General features: G+C 67.9%; 13 protein-coding genes. 9 read left to right on the top strand and 4 right to left on the bottom strand.

The features are described from left to right. Positions 1 to 76: 76 nt before the first annotated feature. Positions 77 to 2,536 (bottom strand): phosphoketolase family protein, encoded by a 2,460-nt coding sequence (locus Ari01nite_RS41720; protein WP_203789173.1) that lies wholly within the window; start codon positions 2,534 to 2,536, stop codon positions 77 to 79. Positions 2,537 to 2,769: 233 nt separating this feature from the next. Here Ari01nite_RS41720 and Ari01nite_RS41715 point away from each other — a divergent pair, with 233 nt between their 5' ends. Together Ari01nite_RS41715 and uidA are read left to right on the top strand one after the other, a co-directional pair. After that, positions 2,770 to 5,517 (top strand): cation-translocating P-type ATPase, encoded by a 2,748-nt coding sequence (locus Ari01nite_RS41715; protein WP_203789172.1) that lies wholly within the window; start codon positions 2,770 to 2,772, stop codon positions 5,515 to 5,517. A gap of 129 nt (positions 5,518 to 5,646) precedes the next feature. Beyond that, positions 5,647 to 7,437: a beta-glucuronidase gene (gene uidA, locus Ari01nite_RS41710; RefSeq protein ID WP_203789170.1), complete on the top strand. Its 1,791-nt coding sequence runs from the start codon at positions 5,647 to 5,649 to the stop codon at positions 7,435 to 7,437. 62 nt (positions 7,438 to 7,499) lie between these two features. On the opposite strand, the gene Ari01nite_RS41705 is transcribed toward uidA, so the two are convergent. Next, on the bottom strand, positions 7,500 to 8,177 hold the full coding sequence (locus Ari01nite_RS41705; RefSeq protein ID WP_203789168.1) for an HAD family hydrolase: 678 nt from the start codon (positions 8,175 to 8,177) through the stop codon (positions 7,500 to 7,502). A 466-nt stretch (positions 8,178 to 8,643) separates the two neighbouring features. Here Ari01nite_RS41705 and Ari01nite_RS41700 point away from each other — a divergent pair, with 466 nt between their 5' ends. The 7 genes from Ari01nite_RS41700 to Ari01nite_RS41670 all read left to right on the top strand — a co-directional run bounded on the left by Ari01nite_RS41700 (position 8,644) and on the right by Ari01nite_RS41670 (position 17,273). Further along, positions 8,644 to 9,678 carry a serine/threonine-protein kinase gene (locus Ari01nite_RS41700; protein ID WP_203789166.1) on the top strand — a complete coding sequence of 345 codons (1,035 nt, stop codon included), beginning with the start codon at positions 8,644 to 8,646 and terminating at the stop codon, positions 9,676 to 9,678. Positions 9,679 to 10,855: 1,177 nt separating this feature from the next. Next, the gene (locus Ari01nite_RS41695) at positions 10,856 to 11,527 is read left to right on the top strand and encodes a cytidylate kinase-like family protein (RefSeq protein WP_203789164.1); all 672 of its coding nucleotides are present in this window, start codon (positions 10,856 to 10,858) and stop codon (positions 11,525 to 11,527) included. A 63-nt stretch (positions 11,528 to 11,590) separates the two neighbouring features. Next, positions 11,591 to 12,064, top strand: a complete 474-nt coding sequence (locus Ari01nite_RS51325; protein ID WP_203789162.1) for a hypothetical protein — start codon at positions 11,591 to 11,593, stop codon at positions 12,062 to 12,064. A gap of 47 nt (positions 12,065 to 12,111) precedes the next feature. Next, positions 12,112 to 13,446, top strand: coding sequence for a mannitol dehydrogenase family protein (locus tag Ari01nite_RS41685; RefSeq protein ID WP_203789160.1), 1,335 nt, complete (start codon positions 12,112 to 12,114; stop codon positions 13,444 to 13,446). Then, positions 13,443 to 14,915, top strand: coding sequence for a glycoside-pentoside-hexuronide (GPH):cation symporter (locus Ari01nite_RS41680; RefSeq protein ID WP_203789158.1), 1,473 nt, complete (start codon positions 13,443 to 13,445; stop codon positions 14,913 to 14,915). Before Ari01nite_RS41685 ends, Ari01nite_RS41680 begins: the two co-directional genes overlap by 4 nt. Positions 14,916 to 15,202: 287 nt before the next feature. Then, entirely contained in the window at positions 15,203 to 16,648 is a 1,446-nt protein-coding gene (locus Ari01nite_RS41675; RefSeq protein WP_203789156.1) for a dihydrolipoyl dehydrogenase family protein, read from the top strand. Between the two features lie 49 nt (positions 16,649 to 16,697). After that, positions 16,698 to 17,273 carry an NADPH-dependent F420 reductase gene (locus Ari01nite_RS41670; RefSeq protein ID WP_203789154.1) on the top strand — a complete coding sequence of 192 codons (576 nt, stop codon included), beginning with the start codon at positions 16,698 to 16,700 and terminating at the stop codon, positions 17,271 to 17,273. A gap of 411 nt (positions 17,274 to 17,684) precedes the next feature. Here Ari01nite_RS41670 and Ari01nite_RS41665 read toward each other — a convergent pair whose 3' ends face one another. Further along, positions 17,685 to 19,748 carry a beta-glucosidase family protein gene (locus Ari01nite_RS41665; protein WP_203789152.1) on the bottom strand — a complete coding sequence of 688 codons (2,064 nt, stop codon included), beginning with the start codon at positions 19,746 to 19,748 and terminating at the stop codon, positions 17,685 to 17,687. A 232-nt stretch (positions 19,749 to 19,980) separates the two neighbouring features. Next, positions 19,981 to 20,811 carry an SMP-30/gluconolactonase/LRE family protein gene (locus Ari01nite_RS41660; RefSeq protein WP_239163470.1) on the bottom strand — a complete coding sequence of 277 codons (831 nt, stop codon included), beginning with the start codon at positions 20,809 to 20,811 and terminating at the stop codon, positions 19,981 to 19,983. Positions 20,812 to 20,880: the final 69 nt, after the last annotated feature.

The following is a 20,880-nucleotide window of genomic DNA, read 5'->3' as shown; positions in this document are numbered from 1 at the left end:
TACTCGGCGGGCGAATCGCTGATTTACTGCGTTGAGCTGGTCCGCTGCGTGGCTCAGCCGATAGACGTGTCCCCGCTCACCCGGGCCATGTCCAGTTCGCTACCTCCGGGAGGTCGGCGCCGTGCTCGCGGGTGTAGGCACGGGCGGCCAGCCGCGCGTCGATCATCTCCTGCCGCAGCCCCGCCGCCCGCGGGCCGAGCGAGGACACCCGGTCGATGACGTCAACGACCAGGTGGTACCGGTCGAGGTCGTTGAGCATGACCATATCGAACGGGGTGGTCGTGGTGCCCTTCTCCTTGTATCCGCGCACGTGCAGGTTCGGATGGTTGGTACGCCGGTAGGTCAGGCGGTGAATCAGCCATGGATATCCGTGGAACGCGAAGATCACCGGCCGGTCGGTGGTGAACAGCGTGTCGAACTCGCGGTCCGGCAGCCCGTGTGGGTGTTCGGTCTCCGGTTGCAATCGCATCAAGTCGACCACGTTGATCACCCGGACCCGCAGGTCGGGCAGCCGTTCGCGGAGGATAGCCGCAGCGGCCAGGGTCTCCAGCGTCGGTACGTCGCCGGCGCAGGCCAGCACTACGTCAGGTAGCGTGCCACGCTCGTCGTGGTTGCCCGCCCACTGCCAGATGCCGAGGCCGCGGGCGCAGTGCAGCACGGCGTCCTCGACGGAGAGCCAGTCGGCTTGCGGCTGCTTGCCGGACACCACGACGTTGACGTAGTGCCGCGAGCGCAGGCAGTGGGCGTAGGTGGACAGCAGGGTGTTGGCGTCTGGCGGCAGGTAGATCCGCACGATGCTGGGTTGCTTGTTCATCACCACGTCGAGGAAGCCGGGGTCCTGGTGGGTGAAGCCGTTGTGGTCCTGGCGCCAGACGTGCGAGGACAGCAGGTAGTTCAGGCTGGCGATGGGTCGGCGCCACGGCACCTCCGCGGCGGCCTGCAGCCACTTGGCGTGCTGGTTGAACATCGCGTCGACGATGTGAATGAACGCCTCGTAGCAGGTGAACAGCCCGTGCCGGCCGGTGAGTAGATAGCCCTCCAGCAGGCCCTGGCACATGTGCTCGGAGAGCACCTCGATGACTCGGCCGTGCGGGTCGAGCTTCTCGTCGGTCTTCGCGATCTCCGCCTGCCAGTTGCGGCCGGTGACCTCGAGGATGTCCTGCAGCCGGTTGCTGGCCAGTTCGTCGGGGGCGAAAGTCAGGAAGTTCCTCGGGTTCGCCGCGGTGACGTCGCGCAGCCAGCCGCCGAGCACGCGGGTGGCCTCGTGCTGCGTGCCGCCCGGCGCCTTCACGTCGACGCCGTAATCGCGCCAATCCGGCAGCCGCAGGTCACGCAGCGGGACGCCGCCGTTGGTCGCTGGGTTGGCGCTCATCCGCCGGTCGCCGGTCGGCGCGGCGTCCCGGATCCCGGCGACCGGCCGGCCGTCGTCGTCGAACAGCCCCTCGGGACGGTACGAGCGCAGCCACTGCTCCAAGACGTGCCGGTGCGACTCGTCCGAGCGGGCGGCGGGAAGCGGTACCTGATGGGCCCGGAACGTGCCCTCGACCTGCTGTCCGTCCACAATGGGTGGACAGGTCCAGCCCTTCGGGGTATGCAGCACGATCATCGGCCACGCTGGCCGGCTGTCGTCGCCGCCGTTTCGTGCGGCCTGCTGTATTCCGGCGATCCGTTCCAGACAGTCGTCGAGGACGGCTGCGAACCGCTGGTGCACCGTGGCCGGATCGTCGCCGGCGACGATCTGCGGAGCGTAGCCGTTGCCGCGCATCAGCTGCAGCAGCTCTTCCTCGGGGATGCGGGCGAAGATGGTCGGGTTGGCGATCTTGTACTCGTTCAGCGCCAGAATTGGCAGCACCGCGCCGTCGCGGGCCGGGTTGAGGAACTTGTTGGCGTGCCAGCTGCCCGCCAGCGGTCCGGTCTCTGCCTCGCCGTCGCCGATGACGCAGAAGACGGTCAGTGCGGGGTTGTCCAGCGCGGCGCCGTACGCGTGCAGCAACGAGTACCCCAACTCGCCTCCTTCGTGGAAGGACCCGGGGGTCTCCGGCGCACAGTGGCTTGGCACACCGCCCGGTGCGGAGAACTGGGCGAAAAGCGCCTTCATCCCCCGGGCGTCCCGGGAGATGTGGCTGTAGAGCTCCGAGTAGGTGCCCTCCAGCCAGGCGCACGCGTTCGGGCCCGGTCCGCCGTGACCAGGGCCTGCCACGAACACCGCATCCAGCTCGCGGGCGACGATCTGCCGGTTGGCGTGGACCCACACGAGGTTCAGTCCGGGCACCGTACCGAAGTGCCCGAGCAACCGGGCCTTGATGTGCTCCGGTGACAGCCGCTCTCGGAGCAGCGGGTTGTCCCTGAGATAGATCTGTCCGACCGACAGGTAGTTCGCCGCCCGCCACCAGGCGTCGACGGCCTCCAGCTCGGCCCGGCTCAGCGGCCCCTCGGCGTCGCTCAGCTCGTACGGCTGCGGCGCAACCGTCTCACCGCCGCCACCGGAGTCGAAATCGGCCGAGGTGTCCCCGCCTGCACTCGCCAACTGCGTCATGGAACGACCTTCCCAGCGGCCGAGGCAAACCGCTTGAGGGGCGCGTAGGCCCTCGCCTCCAGCGCCGCCTACCCACAGCGAGCACCGTCAAACGGTGGTACCCGACGGATTGGCATCGGCGCGTATTGCCCGTTCTCCCATTTGACCGGAACGGCGGCAGGGGCCAGGGTGGGGAAGACGACGGAGATCCGTGGCCGCCCGAGGACGTTGCAACGTATCTGCCGGAGGTGGACATGCCTGCGAGGGCTGGCGAATCGATCCACCTGGCGGAATGGCACGCACGGTCGATCGCCGAGGCGGTCCGCGCGCTGGATGTCGATCCCGCCAGCGGGCTGTCCTCGACCGAGGTGCAGCGCCGGATGGGTCAGCACGGCCCGAACCGGCTGGCTGAGGCGCCGAAGCAGCCACGGTGGCGGGCATTCCTACGGCAGTTCCAGGATCTGCTGATCATCATCCTGATGATCGCCGCGGTGGTGTCCCTGCTGGTCGGTCGCGAGTGGGAGACCCCGATCGCGATCGCGGTGGTGGTGTTGCTGAACGCGACGATCGGTTTCGTGCAGGAGTCCAAGGCCGAAGCCTCGCTGGACGCGCTGCGGCGGATGAGCGTGACCACCGCCCGGGTGCGGCGGGACGGGCGTATCTCCCAACTGGACGCCGCGGAGCTGGTGCCGGGCGACGTGGTCGTCGTGGAGGCGGGCGATCGGGTGCCGACCGACGGGCGGTTGCTGTCGGCGACCTCTCTGGAGGTCCAGGAATCCATGCTCACCGGGGAGGCGCAACCGTCGGCCAAATCGGCGTCAGCCGAGGTGGACGAGGAGGCGGCGCTCGGCGACCGGGCGAACACCGTCTACATGAACACCGCCGTCACACGTGGCCACGGTGAGATACTCGTCACGGCGACCGGCATGCAGACCGAGACGGGCCGGATCGCCGGCATGTTGCACGCGGCGAAGCCGGGACCGACTCCGTTGCAGCGCCAGATCAACACCTTGAGCCGCACCCTGGCGATCATCGCCGGCGGCGTCATCGTCGTCGTCGTCGTCCTCGGTCTGATCCGCGAGCAAGAATTCGACGACCTGTTTGTCAGTGCCGTCTCCCTCGCGGTGGCCGCCATCCCGGAGGGCCTGCCCGCGGTGGTGGCGTTCACGCTGGCCATGGGCACCGGCCGGCTCGCCAGGCGCGGCGCGATCGTCAAGCGGCTGGCGTCGGTGGAGACCCTCGGCAGCACCTCGCAGATCTGCACCGACAAGACCGGCACGCTCACCCTCAACCAGATGACCGCCCGGGAGATGCTGCTGGCCGGGCGGCGGTTCACCATCTCCGGCGAGGGCTACTCCACCGACGGGCGGATCCGCACCACCGACGGCTCCCCGCTGCCCGGCACCCTGGACCGGGCGCTGCTGCCCATGGCCCTGTGCAGCGACGCCGTGCTGCGCGACGGCGACATCGTGGGTGATCCGACCGAGGGCGCGCTGATCGTTCTCGCCGAGAAAGGCGGCGTCGACGTCGCTGCCTTGCGCGAACAACGTCCCCGCCTGCTCGACATCCCGTTCGATTCCGACTACAAGTTCATGGCCACCTTCCACGACTGGACCGACGAGCAAGGCCGCAAAATTGTACGGTGCTTCGTCAAGGGCGCACCCGACGTGCTCGCAGCGCGGGCCGACCGCTACCTTGGCGAGTCCGCCATCAAGCCGTTCGACCGGACCGCCCGGGACAGCTACGACGCGGCGAACGCGGACCTGGCCCGGCAGGGCATGCGGGTGATGGCCGTCGGTGTCGAGGACTTCCCCGCCGCCGACTTCAACCCGGCCGACGATCCGAAGGAAATGCTCGACCGGCTGGTGATGGTAGCCCTCGTCGGCATCGTCGACCCCCCACGCCCGGAGGCACGCCGGTCCATTCAGGAATGCCGGGACGCCGGGATCCGGGTGCGGATGCTCACCGGCGACCACGCCGTGACAGCCGCCGCCATTGCCGGCGAGCTGGGTATTCCTGGCCGGGCGGTGACCGGCGCGGACCTCGACGCGATCACGGACGACGCCGAAGCCGCCCGCCGTCTCGACGAGATCGGCGTCGTCGCCCGGGTGTCCCCCAGTCACAAAATCAGGATCGTCCGTGTGTTGCAGGAACGCGGCGAGGTGGTCGCCATGACCGGCGACGGCGTCAACGACGCGCCCGCGCTGCGCAAGGCCGATATCGGCGTCGCCATGGGAGTGACCGGCACCGAGGTGACCAAGGAAGCCGCCTCCATGGTCCTCACGGATGACAACTTCGCCACGATCGTCGCCGCGGTGCGCGAAGGCCGCGGTGTCTACGCCAACATCGTCAACTTCACCCGCTTCCAGGTGTCGACCGCGCTCGGCTTCGTGGTCACGTTCCTGATCGCCTCTTTGACCGGAATCGCCGGCGGGGCACCGTTCACGGCCCTGCAGATCCTGTTCGTCAACCTGGTCATGGACGGCCCGCCGGCCATGTCGATCGGTGTCGACCCGGTCAGCCACGATGCGATGAGCCGGCCCCCGCGCCCCCGCGACGAGCGCATCCTGAACCGCAACCGCCTGCTTCGCATCCTGCTCGCCAGTACCGTCATGGCCGCCGGCACGCTGGCAATGCTGATCTGGGCGCCCGGGCCCGCGCCCGAACTCGGTGAGGTCACGGTCGCCGGCACCATGGCATTCGTCACTTTTGTGCTGTTCCAGGCATTCAACTTGTTGAACGTCCGTTCCGATATGCGCAGCGCGTTCAGCCGCGAGACACTGGAGAACCGGTCGGCGTTCGCCGCCACCGCCGTCGTCGCCGCCCTGCTGGTCCTACTTGTCCAGATGGACGCCATGCACGGACTGTTCAACACCACCGACCTGACATCGGGACAGTGGCTCGCCTGCACCGCGGTGGCTTCCAGCATCCTGGCCGTCGGAGAGGTGCTGAAGGCGGTGCTGCGGGCTCGCAGCCGGCGAGCCCCCAGGGTCGCCGCGTGACCGGTCACGCCACCCCTGTTCCCGGTCGAACCGTGCCGATCCCCGAGGCATTCCTGAAGCGGGGGCCGTCCTTGCCGACCACTCGAACTCGTCCGACAAATCTGCATCCGACAGGGAGCTGAGGACTGCATGCTGACGCCACGTGAGTCCACCACCAGGGAACGCGTCCTACTCGACGGGCTGTGGGGCTTCAGCTTGGACCACGAAGGTCGCGGCCGTGCCGAGCGATGGTGGGCGCGTCCGCTGCCAGGTGACGGTGACATGCCGGTGCCGGCCAGCTTCAACGCGGTACTGCCCGGGCGGGATGCGCACCACTACATCGGCGACGTGTGGTACCAGCGGATCGTCCAGGTGCCGCGCGGTTGGGACGGCGAGCGGATCGTCCTGCGGCTCGACGCCGCCACCCACCGAGCCGTCGTCTGGGTCGGCGACACGCAGGTCACCGAGCACGAGGGGGGTTACACCCCGTTCGAGGCCGACGTCACCGAACACGTACGCGCCGGCGAGCAGATGCGCGTCACCGTCGTGGTCAACACCGAGCTGCACTGGCACTCCATCCCACCCGGTTTCGTCCAAGAGCTGGAGGACGGACGGCTCCTGCAGCAGTACTTCCACGACTTCTTCAACTACGCCGGACTGAACCGTTCGGTGTGGCTGCACGCCACCCCGCGCACCCACGTCAGCGACGTGACAGTGACGACGGCCGAGGTCGACGGGCAGAGCTCGACGATCGGCTATGTGGTCGCGGTGGCCGGCGACGACATGCACTCGGTTCGTATCGTGGTCCGCGACGCGGACGGCGCCGCAGTCGCACGAGCAGACGGCGCTGAGGGTACGGCCCGGATCGAACGCGTCCAGTTGTGGCGCCCCGGCGCCGGCTACCTGTACACCCTCGAGGTCACGCTGCTAGGCGCCGGCGGCGAGGTCGTCGACGTCTATCCACAGCCCTTCGGCGTGCGTACGGTCGCCGTGGACGGCCACCGCTTCCTCATCAACGGCGAGCCGTTCCAATTCACCGGCTTCGGCAAGCACGAGGACTTCCCGGTCCACGGGCGCGGCTTCGATCTCGCGGTCATGGTCCACGACTTCCAGCTGATGCTGTGGATCGGCGCGAACTCGTTCCGCACCTCGCACTATCCGTACGACGAGGCGTTCCTCGACTACGCCGATCGGCACGGCGTCGTGGTCATCGACGAGACCGCGGCCGTCGGCCTCAACCTCGACACCGGCGCCGGCGTCCTCAACCAGGCCGGGCCGATGGACACCTACAGCGACACGACGATCGATGCACCAACCCAGCAAACCCACCGGCAGGCCATCCGCGAACTCATCGCGCGCGACAAGAACCACCCCAGCGTGGTCATCTGGAGCATCGCCAACGAACCCGACACCATCCCGCCAGCCGCCCGAGCGTACTTCGAGCCGCTGGTCGCCGAGACCAGGCGACTCGACCCCACCCGACCGGTCGCCTTCGCCAACTTCATGACAGCCACACCCGAACGCGACGTCATCTCCGACCTGTTCGACGTACTCCTGCTCAACCGCTACTACGGCTGGTACGCGAACACCGGCGATCTCATCACTGCCGAACGGCTGCTCGAAGCCGAGCTACGCCAGTGGGCTCAGCGCGGCAAGCCGATCGTGATGACCGAATACGGCGCCGACACCCAACCGGGGCTGCACAGCATGACCAATGAACCGTGGAGCGAAGAGTTCCAGGTCGAACTCCTGGCGATGTACCACCGCGTCTTCGACCGCATCGACGCAGTCGTCGGCGAGCAGATCTGGAATTTCGCCGACTTCGCCACCCGCTCGGGCATCACCCGCGTCGACGGCAACAAAAAAGGCGTCTTCACCCGGGACCGTCGCCCGAAGGCCAGCGCACACGCCCTGCGCCGCCGGTGGCGTGGCGATGCCTGACCAGGACCAGGGCTGAGTCGAGGCACCGCTGACGCACCGGGGCCGGGACAAGGTCCGCAGCCTCAGCCGAGTGGTAGCTCCTCCTCGAGGGTGTCGAGGACGTGACCGGCACCCGCTTCGCGCAACGCGTCGCGGCCGTAGTGGCCGGTGGCGACCCCTATCGAGGAGCAGCCGGCCACCTGCGCGGCGTGGATGTTACGCGGCGTATCACCGATAACGATCACCTCGGACCGGCTCAGCCGCCGGCCGACGATACCCTCACCCCGCTCGATGGCCCGTTGCACGATGGCCGGGCGATCGACACCGGCACTCGCATACGCACCGAAGGTGAACCAACGGGTGAGGTTGGCACGGGAAAGCTTGATGTGCGCGGCGCCGTCGACGTTGCCGGTCACCAGGCCGAGCAGGTGCCCGGCTCGGCTGAGCTGCCGCAGTTGCTTCTCCACGCCCGGCAGGACTCGGTAACCGGTACTCTCGGCCACGGTCTCCGGCATGTACTCCAGCCGTCGCTGCAGAAGCTGGATGAGTTCGTGTGGAGTCGGCGTGCGATGCAGGACCGCCTCGAACGTCTGCACCCCGACGTCCGGATCAGTCATGCCGGCGTCGGTGAACTGCCCGATGTCGGCGGGAATGCCGTGCAGGTCGGTGAAGGCCCGCTTCCACGCGACCGCGCCGGCTCCTCCAGTGGTCACCAGGGTGCCGTCGATGTCGAACAACAGCAGCCGGTACTCGTTGGACATAGGTGAACCCTACGCCCGATGCTGGCCCTCGGCCCGGCGGCGACGGAGACCACCGTCGACGCGCTGGCGTCGGACGCGCGACCGGACCCGGACCCGCCTGCTCGCCCACACAGCCCCGTGCAGCAGTTCGGGCGAGGGAACAATGCGCATCAGGTTTCCTTAAACCCTCATCGCGTCGTGCCGACCGATGATTGACCCGATCGATCTGGTGGTGGAACCACCGACCGAAAAAGCTCTGGGAACCGCACCGGCTGGCACGACCGCTGACAGCCGCCGCTGGCGGCGGCCGGAAAACGGCGTAACCTCAATCGTGCGATCGGGCTCCACAGCCGATGCGCCCGTCAGTGTTCACGCTGGCGCATTACCGCCCGGACCACGCGGTCATGAACCTCCGAGTTCCGGCGCTGCAGCAGTAGCGCCGTCCTTGCCGGTGCACCCTCGGTGTTCCACAGGAGGCGCGACAAGCATGACCCCGATACCTAAGACCTTGCCCGCCGAGCTAGCGAAAACCCTCGCCACGACAATCCTCCCCGCTGAGGCGACGACATCAACCGGCAGCCATCCCGCGCGGCGAATTGAGGTGGTGTATCCCGCTGTCCCGAACCGCGGCTCGCCGATCGGCGAGCCGGGTCACCGCGCACCGCGCCCGACGGCTCGGCCACGGTCGGGCAACCCACCATGCCCGGTTGACACCTGGCCGCTCTACGCCGGTGACCCGGTCCAGGTCGACGGCTACCGGTTGATAGCCCGCCTGGGGCAAGGTGGAACGGCCGACGTGTTCTACGCCGAGGCGCCCAGCGGCCGACCGGTCGCGATGAAGATCCTGCGCCCCCACGGCGCCCGGCCGGAGGCATGCCTGCGCGAGTTTCGGATGACCTCCGCCGTAGACGCGCAGTGCACCGCACCGGCCCTCGGCCACGGTGTGTCCCCGGCCGGCGCCTATCTGGTGACCGCCCTCCTGCCGGGCTACCGTTGCTGCACCACATTGCAGGGCGGGCGACCGCTCACGCTGCGCCTGTGGAACTTCGGAGCGGCACTCGCTCGGGTCCTCGCCGCGGTCCATGCCCGCGGCCTCGTGCACTGCGACGTGAAGCCGTCGAACCTGCTGGTCCGCGACCACGACGTTCGGCTGATCGACTTCGGGATCGCCCGGTATGTGGGCCAGCCGTGCGGCGGGAATGGGATCGTGGAGTGCAGCCGCGGCTGGGCTGCACCCGAACAACTGAGAGCCGCACCGGCAACCCCGGCCGTGGACATCTTCGCCTGGGGTTGCCTCATGGCCTACCTAACCGCCGGGGTACATCCCTTCGCTAGCAGCAGCGACCAGGAATGGATTTTGCGCATGCAGTCGACCGAACCCGACCTGTCCAGTGTGCCTCCCGGCTTGGCAGACATGATCCGCGCGACGTTGGCACGCAGTCCCCTCGACCGGCCCAGCGCACCCGAACTGGTCACGTTCTGCCTGGCAAACCGGATCGGACAGCCCTCACCGTTGCCATGAAGCCGTACACCGTCTGAGCCCCGGAAGACTGGCGGTCGAGAGGCACCCTGTCGAAGAGCAGCGACGTTGAAAAGGCGTCGCCATGGTGCAGCCGCAGTACGAGCCCCAACACACCGGTAACCCGTCGACGCCGGGAGGCGTCCCGGACGACAGGTCGCTGCCGCCTCCTACCCCACGCTACGCCGAGGCGGAACGAGGCCTTGGATACCTGTACGACCAACGGTTGCCCTCGAACGCACCGCCATCGTCGACTGTGGTTTGTTCAGCTTTCGAACAGATCACAGGCCTGACGACCTGACGCGCCGCCGCCCAGGTGCCTCCGGTGCCGTGATGGGCGCGCGTCGCCCAGCCCACCGGCTCGCCTGTCACCGCTCGCGCAGGTCACGGTGCTGAGTCCCGGTTCGGGCCATTGGCCGCGATCGCCCTCCGAGGGGTGCTGCGCCCGGTCGACATGGTCCGACGCGGCGCGGTCGCTGCTCGTCGGATTCCCGGTGGCGATGGCGGACGCTGCGACGGCCGCAGTCGTCCACGGACTGGTAGGGCAACTGAGGACGGCGACACCGGTGAGTCCGATCAGGCCGAGTTCATCAACAGCGTGGGAACGTTCTCGCTGAACGTGGCCCTGCGGGCCGGGGTGGCCGGGGTGTTCATCTTAGTGACGACCATGCCGCCCGTCGGCTTCGTGCCGGTAGCCCTGGTCCAAGGCCAGCACTGGTTGGCCGGCGCAGTCAGAGCCACAGCTTGCGGTGAACATCGCCAGCGTGGTGATCGTCGCTGCGGCGTCCTTCCCGTCTCGCGCCGCGCGTCGCGCCGGCGATCGAATCAGAGACCGGATCCCGGGTGAATTCGAAGCGCCCATGGCTGCTAGGTCACCGCGAGCAGCTGCGGCTCGCGTCGGGCATAGAGCGCAGGCGCTTTGGCGGTCCAGCCCGGCGACACCCAGCTGGACGCCTGATCTGATCGTCGGTGATGCGGGACCCGCGGAGGCCCCCGGTGTCCGGCGAAATCGTCGTGACCCTTCTACCCCGGTTGGTCGGATGGCGTTGCTGCCGTCGTCTCGGGTTGCCCCGCCCGCGGGGCGGGCACACTATATGGCTATGGCGAAGCTTCGGCTGGCACAAGGGGGATCGGCGGCTCCGTATGCCGGCCCGGACGTGAAACGCATCGTCGTGTCAGCATGACGGCCCCCGATCGGCGGCGCCCGGTGGTGACGCTCGCCGCTCTGTACGGCGCGGGCGGCAGCGTCGTCGGCCCCCGGGTGGCCGAACGGCTGGGCGTGCCGTTGCTCGACCGGGCCATCCCGGATGCCGTGGCCCAGCAAACAGGTCTGCCGCCGGACGCTGTCGCGGACGTCGACGATCAGCCCCGCAGCGTTATGGAGCGGTTGGTGTCCAGCCTCGGCCGCGGCACGACCGTCAACGACAGCACAGCCAGCTCCGTCGAGCATCTTGACCTGCAGGAACGTGCGGTGCGTGCCCACATCGAGGAATTCCTGGCCCGGTCGAGTGTGTCCGGCGGTGTCGCGGTCGGGCGAGGCGGCATGGTCGTGCTGCAGTCGGTGTCATGGGCTCTACACGTGCATCTCGGTGGGCCGCGGGATGCCCGTCTGCGACAACGGATGGCGCTCGAGGGCATCGACCCTGACACCGCCGCACGGCGGCAGCGGGAGGAGGACGGAGCGCGGAGGAAGTACGTGCGCCGCGCGTACGGCGTCGATGGCGACGATCCCGACCTGTACCACCTGATGATCGACTCCACTGCGATCGACCTGGACGCCTGCGTCGACCTGATCGTGGCTGCCAGCCGCGCGCGAGTCGCGGCATCGGCTGACCTCGCACGGAACGTCTGACTTCGGCACACCGGTCCTGCGTTCGGCTGAATTGGCGGCTCCCACAGCGAAAGGGATCGACACATGACAAGCACCAACCCCTGTCACCGATCACCGCCACTGGAGCTGCACCCGACCCCGGCCGACCCCGGCACCCCGACGATCACCCGCCGCCTGGACGAACACGTACGAGATCAACCGGTGACAGCCCCACATGGGAACGTCGATGCCGACCTGCTGCTGCAGGACCGGCCGTTCTGGGAGCCGGCCACGCTGCTGACCGGGTTCAATCCGTCGGTGTGCGTCGGTGTCCCGTGGTGGTTCCTTGACACCGTCGGACGATTCCGGGCAGCCGTGACGGAGACCGCAGGGTTCCCCCGGACGCCCGGCTTCGTCGACCAGACATCCGTCTTCTGCTCCATTTCGGCCCGGCACGGCATGGCCCGTCGCGTCGACGCGGGCTTCCTGATCGTCGAGCGCCGTCCCGGCGAGCCGGAGGCGGCCGACCTTCCGGTTCATCAGGTGTCCAAACAGGCACAGGCGGTGTTCAGGCTATGACCGCACTGTTGTCTCGAACCGCCGGTCACGCACGGGCCGCGGCGCCCGTGCGGCTTCTACACCTCGGCCTCGGCAACTTCTTCCGAGCCCACCAATGCTGGTACACCGACCACGCCTCCGACGCCGCAGACTGGGGCTACGCCGCGTTCTCCGGACGCAGTGCTGACCTTCCGGCGCAACTGGCCGTCCAGGAGGGGTTGTACACGCTGGTCACCCGGGACGTCGCCGGCGACACGTTCGAGGTGATGCGCAGCCTGTCAAGGGCCCACGCCGGCGCCGACCACCAAGCATGGCTCGGGTACTTCGGCTCGCCGCAACTGAGCGTCGTGACGCTCACCGTCACCGAGGCCGGGTACGTGCGCGGACCGGACGGTGGCCTGGACACCGACCATCCCGACGTGCAGGCCGACCTCGCCGCACTGCGTCATGATCCCACGGCGGCTGTGGGGACCACACCCGCTCGTCTGGTGGCAGGACTCGTGGCACGGCGCGCGTCCGGTGCAGGCCCGATCGCGCTAATGCCGTGCGACAACGTGCCCGGCAACGGCGCGATAGCCGAACGAGTCGTGCGCGATATGGCGCAGCTGCTCGACCCTAGCCTGCTCGACTGGTTGGATACGTCGCTGGCGGTAGTGACGACCGCCGTGGACCGGATCACCCCGCGGCCCGCCTCGGACGAAGCACGGCACGTCCGCGACGCAACCGGGCTTGACGACCGCTGCCCGGTCGCGACCGAGCCGTTCCGGGAGTGGGTGCTCAGCGGCTCGTTCCCCGCCGGTCGACCCGCCTGGCAGGACGCCGGCGCCACCTTCACCGACGACGTGACCCCGTTCGAGCACCGCAAGTTGTGGCTGCTCAACGGCGGCCACTCCCTGCTCGCCTACGCCGGCTCCATCCGCGGACACTTCAGCGTGTCACAGGCCGTAGCCGACGACACCTGCCGGCAGTGGCTACAGCAGTGGTGGTCGACGGCGTCCCGGCACCTGAACCAACCGGAAGCCGAGCTTGCCCCGTACCGTCAGGCCCTGCTCGATCGGTTCGCCAACCCGCGGATGCAACACCAGCTCGCTCAGATCGGCACTGATGGCTCTCAGAAGCTGCCGATCCGCATCCTGCCGGTTCTGCGCGCCGAGCGCGCGCAAGGCCGGACACCGGCGGGCCCCACGCTGGTGCTGGCCGCCTGGATCTGCTGCCTACGTGGCCACGGAGCGACCATTGCGGACGTCCACGCGCAAACCATGGCATCCGCAGCTAGCGGTCCGCTCCGGCAAGCGGTGCAGCGGGTGCTGCACGAACTGGACCCGATGCTCGGCGAGGACACCGAGGTAGCCGACGCGGTGCGCCACCAGTGCGAGCAGCTCGCACACGAGGCCCAAGCATGACAGCCGACGCGGCCCCGACACGGGCGGCCGCTGCGACTCGGAGTTCGGAACCGGCGCGGTTGCGCCTCGGCCAGTACCTGGGGTACGCCGCCGGAGACGTTGCCAACAACCTGACGTTCTCGCTGGCCTCTGCCTTCCTGCTCATCTACTACACCGACGTGGCCGGCATCGCGGCGGCGACCGCAGGCACCCTGTTCCTCGTCGTCCGGATCTGGGGCGGGGTCACCGACCTCGTCGCCGGCCGGATCACCGACGCCACATCGTCGCGGTGGGGACAGTTCCGCCCGTACGTGCTGTTCGGGTCGATACCGCTGCTGCTGCTCAACGTCGCCCTGTTCACCATCCCGAGCAGCTTGACCCCGGACGCGAAAGTGGTATGGGCGTACCTGTCATACGCCCTGTTCAGCCTCGCCTACAGTTTCGTCAACATCCCGTACGGTTCGCTGTCGGCCACGATGACGCAACTGCCGGACGAACGCTCCCGACTCTCCACCGCCCGCATGGTTGCCTCCAGCCTCACTATCCTGCTCATCGCGATCGTTGTCTCCCCGCAGATCCAGAATGCCGCGGACCTGCAGACGTCCCTGACCATCATCACCGTGGCGTTCGGCGTCACCGGATTGGTCCTCTACCTGTGGACGTTCTTCACCTCGCGAGAGGTGGTGCAGCGTCCGGCCGGGAAGGTGAGCCTGGGCCAGACCCTCACCATGATGCGCCGCAACCGGCCGCTGGTAGTGCTGTGCGCGTCCACCGTACTGTGCTTGGCTGGCATGTTCTCGCTACAGACAGTGGGTGTGTACTACGCCCGCGATGTCCTGAACGACGCGAGCCTGTTCATCGCACTGACCGTCGCGCAGAACGTCGGCATGATCGTGTCCGCGCTGGCTCTACCAAAGCTCATCGACGCGGTGGGTAAGAAGAGCGGGTTCCTGGCCGGGGGCGTCATCGCTGCCGCCGGCGGCGTCGGACTCGCCCTGGCTCCCGGGTCGCAGGCATGGTTGGGTATCGCCGCCTTCGCCGTGCTGGGCGTCGGTTTGGGCATCACCAACACGCTGATCTTCGCGTTCCAGGCCGACACCGTCGACTATGGCGAGTGGCGCAGCGGCGTGCGCGCCGAGGGCAGCAGCTATGCCGTTCTTTCATTCACCCGCAAAACCGGCCAGGGCATCGGCGGCGCTTTCGCCGCCTACACCATCGGCATCGGCGGCTATGTCTCCGGCGGGGACATCCAAACCGAAGCGGCCGTCACCTCAATCCGCATCGCTGCGGGCGCGGTCCCGGCTGCTCTGGCCATAGGTGCGGTCCTCGTCATGCTGGCCTACCCGCTCACCGAGCGCGTTTTCCGCGACATGGTCGCTGAGACGGCGCAGCGACGAGCCAGCGGGGCCCTCACGGGTGAGGACGCGCTCGGCTCAGCGGGATCGAGATCGGCAGGATCGAGACCGGACGGGTACGGCGACACAGGCTAAGCGCAGCCGTCGCATCAGCTCGCCGCCCGGCATCCGGTCCCCCCGCAGCGCCATTGACAGATCGAACGGCAGCGACATCGACCATAGTCGGCCAGCGGTGACCGCGGCCCGGTCACCGTGTCGCAAGGGTCGACGGCACCCATGCTCGCCGACGAAACAGGAGGGGATGCTCCAGCAACTGAACCCTCGTTCTGTCGACCGGCTACACGACGGAAATCAGGCGAGGAAGCGCGAAGTGACCGAACCCCTGAACGAGGCAAGCGGGCCGGAGGAGATGGGATGACCTGATGGGCGAACGGAACATCGAAGAGGTGGATCTGCTGGTGCTCGGCGGCGGCAAAGCCGGCAAATCGCTGGCGATCGACCGCGCGAGGGCGGGTTGGAACGTTGTCATGGTGGAGCGCGACAAGATCGGCGGGACGTGCATCAACGTTGCGTGCATCCCGACCAAGGCGCTTGTCGGCTCCGCCCGCACGCTGATCAATGCCCGTCGCGCCGCCGAGTTCGGTGTGGATGTCGGCGGCGAACCGTCGATCTCGCTGGAGCGGCTGCGCCGGCACAAGGAGACTGTCGTCGGCGGCATGGTGGCCGCGCACGAGAAGCTGTTCACCGACTCAGGGATGGACTTCGTGCTGGGCACAGCCAGGTTCATCGCCGAGCGCACAGTGGAGATCCAGACCCGCACCGGCCGCACCCGAACGGTGCGGGGCCACGATGTGGTCATCAACACCGGAACCGTGCCGGCCCCGCCCAGGCTTGACGGTGTCGTGGAAGCGCAGGTATGGAACTCCGAGACGATCCTGCACCTGGAGCGCCTTCCCGACACGATGCTGGTGCTGGGCGGCGGATATGTCGGCTGCGAGTTCGCTTCAATGTTCGCGACCTTCGGCACCCGGGTGACCCTGCTCCAAGCCCCCGGGCAGTTGCTGCCGCGCGAGGACCCCGACATCGCCCACCAGGTCGCGGAGATCCTCACGGGTCAGGGTGTCGACGTGCGCCTCGGGGCACGCGCGCAAGCAGTGCGGCGGGAACCCGGGCACGGGGACATCGTCGTCACCATCGCCCGCGATCAGGTGATTCGTGGCCAGGAACTGCTGGCGGCCACCGGCCGATCCCCGGTCACCGCCGACCTCGGGCTCGACACCGCCGGTGTGGCGGTCACCGACCGCGGATTCGTGGTCGTCGATGAACACCTACGCACCACCGCTGAGCATGTGTGGGCCGCCGGTGACGTTGCCGGCAGCCCACAGTTCACCCACGCCGCCTGGCATGACTTCCGCATCCTCAGGACCAATCTCACCGGCGGGCATGCGGTCACCACCGGCCGGCTCGTGCCCTACACCGTATTCCTCACGCCAGAGCTCGCCCGCGTAGGACTGACCGAAGGTGAAGCGCGCGCCCAGGGCCGCCCGGTGAAGGTCGCCAAGATTCCCGTGGCGGCCATCCCGCGCGCCAAGACATTGCACAACAAGGTCGGAACATGGAAGGCGGTAGTCGACGCCGACACCGATCAAATCCTCGGCGCCGCCCTGCTGGGACACGACTCGGGCGAGGTCATCTCCACTGTCCAGGTCGCAATGCTCGGCGGCCTGCCCTACTACCAGGTCCGCGACGCCGTCCTGACCCACCCGACCATGGCTGAGGGCCTCAACCTGCTCTTCGACACCCTCCACGACCAACCACCGCAGCCCCAAGGCACAGCACCGCTGAGTGGTGAGAGCCCAGGCGGATGAACGTTCTAAGCAACGGCAACGAATCAATCCAGAGAGCAGAGGACATTCCATGGCACACGTCAGCATCATCGGAAACGGCAACATGGGTCAGGCCATCTCCGGCATCGTCACCGCCGGCGGCAACAGCGTCGAAGTGTTCGGCCGAGACGACACGCAAAAACCGGTTACCGGCGATCTCGTCGTGCTTGCCGTCCCCTACCCTGCTGTGGCCGACATCGTCGCGCAACGCGCCGGCCAACTCGCCGACAGGATCGTCGTCGACATCACCAACCCGCTGAACTTCGAGACGTTTGACTCCCTGACTGTCGCGTCCGACGGCTCAGCCGCGTCAGAGATCGCCACTGCGCTGCCGCAGTCGCACGTGGTGAAGGCGTTCAACACCACCTTCGCGGCCACCCTGACAGCCAGCCAGGTCGGCCCGCTACCGACGACCGTTCTCATCGCCGGTGATAACCCGGACGCCAAGGCCCAACTGGCAGAGGTGGTCTCCGCCGGTGGCCTGCGCGCCATCGACGCAGGCACACTGCGCCGGGCCCGGGAACTCGAAGCGGTCGGCTTCCTTCAACTCACGCTCGCCGCCAGCGACAAGATCCCCTGGACTGGCGGCTTCGGCGTCGTCGCCTGACAGCCCTGGCCGGCTCAGCCAGACCAAGGCAACCGGGCCTCTTTGTCCGCAGGCACACCCACCCTGATCCTGGAGCATCCTTCGGCTGGAGATCAGATCTGCGTCCGCCGTCACCCGGGCCGCAGATCTCCTCCCGGGCGATCAGCAAGAGAAGACGCGGGCCCTGAGCCGCCGCCCGTCTACTGGTCGGCGCGCGCCGTTTTGAGAGGGTGCATCCGCCTCGGTCCTTGCTCACCAGCGCAAATGAGTAGGTATCAAGCGCTCGGCGTCGCACCCCTGCGCCCGAGGCTTAGCCTTCCCGCGATACGCCTGCGGTCCCGCGTGGGAGACTGGTGGGCGGTCACCGCGGTCGCCCACGACCCGGTCCAGGCATCGCGAAAGCCGCCGCGGTCGGGTATGAACCCGACAGACTCACCCGACGGTGAGCGTCGCCGTGTGCGGCGTGCTGTCAGCGGCGTTGCCCACATAGACGGTGTACTCACCGGGCTTGGTGACGAAGCTTCGCGTGGCGTAATCCCACACGCCGAACGGATGGTTGGTCGCCGCCGCGTCGATCACGATCGTCACCTGCTTCGACTCTCCCGGCTCCAGCAACACCTTCCGGAATCCGACAAGGCGCTTCGGCGGCTGTCCCGGCACCGGCAGCCCGAGATATACCTGTACCACTTCGGCGCCGGCGACCGAGCCGGTGTTGGTCAGTGTCGCCGTCACGGTCACCGTCGTACGCACACCATCCGGGGCGTCCACCGACACGTCCGTGATGTCGAAGGTGGTGTAGGACAAGCCGAAGCCGAAACCGAACAGCGGCGAAATGCCTTGAGCCTGGAACCAGCGGTAGCCGATCTCCAGTCCCTCGGAATAGCGGATCACCGGGTAACCGTCGCCCTCATCCGTGCCCGGGTACCGCTCCGGCCTGCCGGCGTAGAGGGTGTCGTCCTCAGATCGAGGATAGGACGTGGGCACTTTGCCGGAGGGGTTGACCACGCCGAACAGCAGGTCCGCGACGACGTGGCCGTCCTCGGCGCCCTGGTTCCACACCTCGAACAGGGCCGGGGCGTCGTCGATCCACGGCATCAGCACCGGATTACTGTCCTTGAGGACAACTACAGTGGCCGGATTGATGCGCAGCAGCACCTCCAGCATCCGGTTCTGGTCGTTGAGCATGTTGGCGTCCGGCTGGTCGGCGCCCTCGGTCGCCACCAACCCTGCCATCAGCACCACCACGTCGGCCTGCGTGGCCGCGTTCCTGGCCTGGTCGAGGTTGGACAGGTCGTCCGCGACAGTCACCTTGGTCACCGTCGCGGCCGAACCGAGATCCCGGAGCACGTTTCGCATGCCGTCCAGCGGCGGCACGGTGTACAAAGGGAGCACCTTGGACGAGCCACCGCCGCCCAGACACGCCTCATCAACGAATGCGGACTGGCCGATGATGACGATGGATCCGACGTCGCGGTTCAGCGGCAGCATTCCGCCGTCGTTCTTGAGTAGGACGGCGATCTGCGAGCCGATGGCCCGGGCGACAGCGCCGTGGGCGTGCGCGTCGATCTGGCCGGGCTCGTACGGGCGGTCGAACTGCCCGAACCGGAACATCTGCGTGTAGCGGCGCACCAGGGCACGGTCGACGGTCTCGATCTCCAGGCTGGTGTCCTGCAGAGCGGCCTTGACATTCGTCTCGTTGAGCCACTTGGCATCCGGCATCTCGTGGTCCATGCCGGCGTTCAGAGACGGGGCAGCGGAACGGCACGACCAGAAGTCGGACTGGACGTATCCCTCGAAGCCCCAATCGGTACGCAGGACATCGGTCAAGGTGTGCCGGTACTCGGTGGCGTAAACCCCGCGGATGCGGTTATAGGCGCTCATCAACGCCGCGATCCGACCGTCCTTGACCAGCATCTCGAAGGGCAGCAGATAAAGCTCGCGCAGAACGTGCTCGTCCACCTCGACGTTGGTTCGGAACCGTTCGTACTCCTGATCGTTGACGACGTAGTGCTTGCCCATGGCGATCACGTCATGTGCCTGGATGGCCTGGGCCACGGCGACCGCCATCACCCCGGAAAGGTACGGATCCTCGGAGAAATACTCGAAATTGCGGCCGGCAATCGTGGTGCGGTGCAGGCACACGCCGGGGCCTTCGAGAACGTGTTGGCCCAGCGTGGCAGCTTCCGCACCGATGATGTCACCGTAGGAGTGCGCCAGGTCGGTATCGAACCCCGCGGCGAGTCCGATCGTCATCGGCAAGGAGGTGGCCGGCGGGCTGGGCGTACCGTCGCCCATGCCGACACCGACCGGGCCGTTGGTGATCCGGAATCGTGGTATGCCAAGCTCCTCGATAGCCGGCACGTGCCGCTCGACCCGGATCTGGGCGGCGAGCTGATCCATGTCCGCCCCGGACTGAGCCGCCTGCGCGCTGAGGGCGTAGATGTCAATGGTTTCCATGGCGCCGTGCAACTGGGCGATCTTCTGCTCCAGCGTCATGGCCGCCACGAGTTTCTCGGCCCGCTCGCGAAATGACCCGGACCTACCCCGCCACAAAGCTGTGCTCTCGGACATAACCGGTGCCCCTTCAGTGCGCGGACGCGAATATCGACGTGGAGACTCGGCCTCCTACCAAGGCGGCATCAGATACACCCTCATCCTGCGCCTCGCCCGAACCGACGGCAAGCGAGCACGAGTCGTACGCCGTAGCTCTCTCCGTACGGGGCCGCCGTCAGCCGGCGAAGAGCCGGACGGGAAGGCCGGAGACGCCGGCGTCGGCCCGGAAGAGGGACCCGGCCAACGGGTCCTCGCGGCTGTCGACGTTCTCCTGTGAGGTGGTGATGAACAACTCGTCGAGGTGCTCACCGCCGAAAGTACAGGCGGTCACCTTGCTCGCCGGCACCGGCAGTTTCTCCTCCAGCACGCCGTCGGGACCGTACCGGTAGACGGCTCCACCGTTGGACACCGCGGTCCACACGCCGCCTTCGGCGTCGACGGTGAGCCCGTCGGGACGGCCCCCGCCGGGCAGTTCGGCGAACGTACGCCGGTTGGTCAGCCCGCCGGTGCGGTCGTAGTCGAAGACCGAGATCGTGCCGGTCGCGGTGTCGTTGTAGTACGCTCGCGCTCCGTCAGGGCTCCACTCCAGTCCGTTGGATACCGTGACCTGCGTCAACACCACGGCTACGGACCCGTCCGGGGCGAGCCGGTAGAGGGAGGCCGCGCCGGGCGACTGGTCGTAAGCCATCGACCCACAGTAGAACCGGCCGTGCGGATCGCAGCCACCCTCGTTCATACGCACGCCGGCCTCGCTCCACAACTGCGGCAACGCCGTCACAGTCCCGTCGGGATCCTCGAGCGCAAAGCCGCGTGCCACGCCGATCACCGCGCCGCCGTCGCGGCGTGGCCGCACCGCTGCGGCTACCTTCCCGACGTGGCGCCGTTCCAGAGAGCCGTCCTTCCCGAGGCTCATGACGTCCCCGGCCAGCATGTCCACGAACCGCAGGCCGCCCCACCCCGAGTACCACACCGGGCCTTCCCCGTGATACACCACAGGTCCAGTCACTTGCTCCACCTTCATCCCGATTTCCCCCCACCTCGCGTGCGGCTTCCTACCTTTCGTCCGTCATCTCAC

It is taken from the genome of Paractinoplanes rishiriensis (assembly GCF_016862375.1).
Taxonomy (GTDB): Bacteria; Actinomycetota; Actinomycetes; order Mycobacteriales; family Micromonosporaceae; genus Actinoplanes; species Actinoplanes rishiriensis.
This window is presented reverse-complemented; position numbering and strand designations above follow the sequence as displayed.

Excerpts from the sequence above, each read along its gene's own strand:
- Ari01nite_RS41720 (WP_203789173.1), bottom strand. The coding sequence starts at position 2,536 with ATGACGCAGTTGGCGAGTGCAGGCGGGGACACCTCGGCCGATTTCGAC.
- Ari01nite_RS41715 (WP_203789172.1), top strand. The coding sequence starts at position 2,770 with ATGCCTGCGAGGGCTGGCGAATCGATCCACCTGGCGGAATGGCACGCA.
- uidA (WP_203789170.1), top strand. The coding sequence starts at position 5,647 with ATGCTGACGCCACGTGAGTCCACCACCAGGGAACGCGTCCTACTCGAC.
- Ari01nite_RS41705 (WP_203789168.1), bottom strand. The coding sequence starts at position 8,177 with ATGTCCAACGAGTACCGGCTGCTGTTGTTCGACATCGACGGCACCCTG.
- Ari01nite_RS41700 (WP_203789166.1), top strand. The coding sequence starts at position 8,644 with ATGACCCCGATACCTAAGACCTTGCCCGCCGAGCTAGCGAAAACCCTC.
- Ari01nite_RS41695 (WP_203789164.1), top strand. The coding sequence starts at position 10,856 with ATGACGGCCCCCGATCGGCGGCGCCCGGTGGTGACGCTCGCCGCTCTG.
- Ari01nite_RS51325 (WP_203789162.1), top strand. The coding sequence starts at position 11,591 with ATGACAAGCACCAACCCCTGTCACCGATCACCGCCACTGGAGCTGCAC.
- Ari01nite_RS41680 (WP_203789158.1), top strand. The coding sequence starts at position 13,443 with ATGACAGCCGACGCGGCCCCGACACGGGCGGCCGCTGCGACTCGGAGT.
- Ari01nite_RS41675 (WP_203789156.1), top strand. The coding sequence starts at position 15,203 with ATGGGCGAACGGAACATCGAAGAGGTGGATCTGCTGGTGCTCGGCGGC.
- Ari01nite_RS41670 (WP_203789154.1), top strand. The coding sequence starts at position 16,698 with ATGGCACACGTCAGCATCATCGGAAACGGCAACATGGGTCAGGCCATC.
- Ari01nite_RS41665 (WP_203789152.1), bottom strand. The coding sequence starts at position 19,748 with ATGACGCTGGAGCAGAAGATCGCCCAGTTGCACGGCGCCATGGAAACC.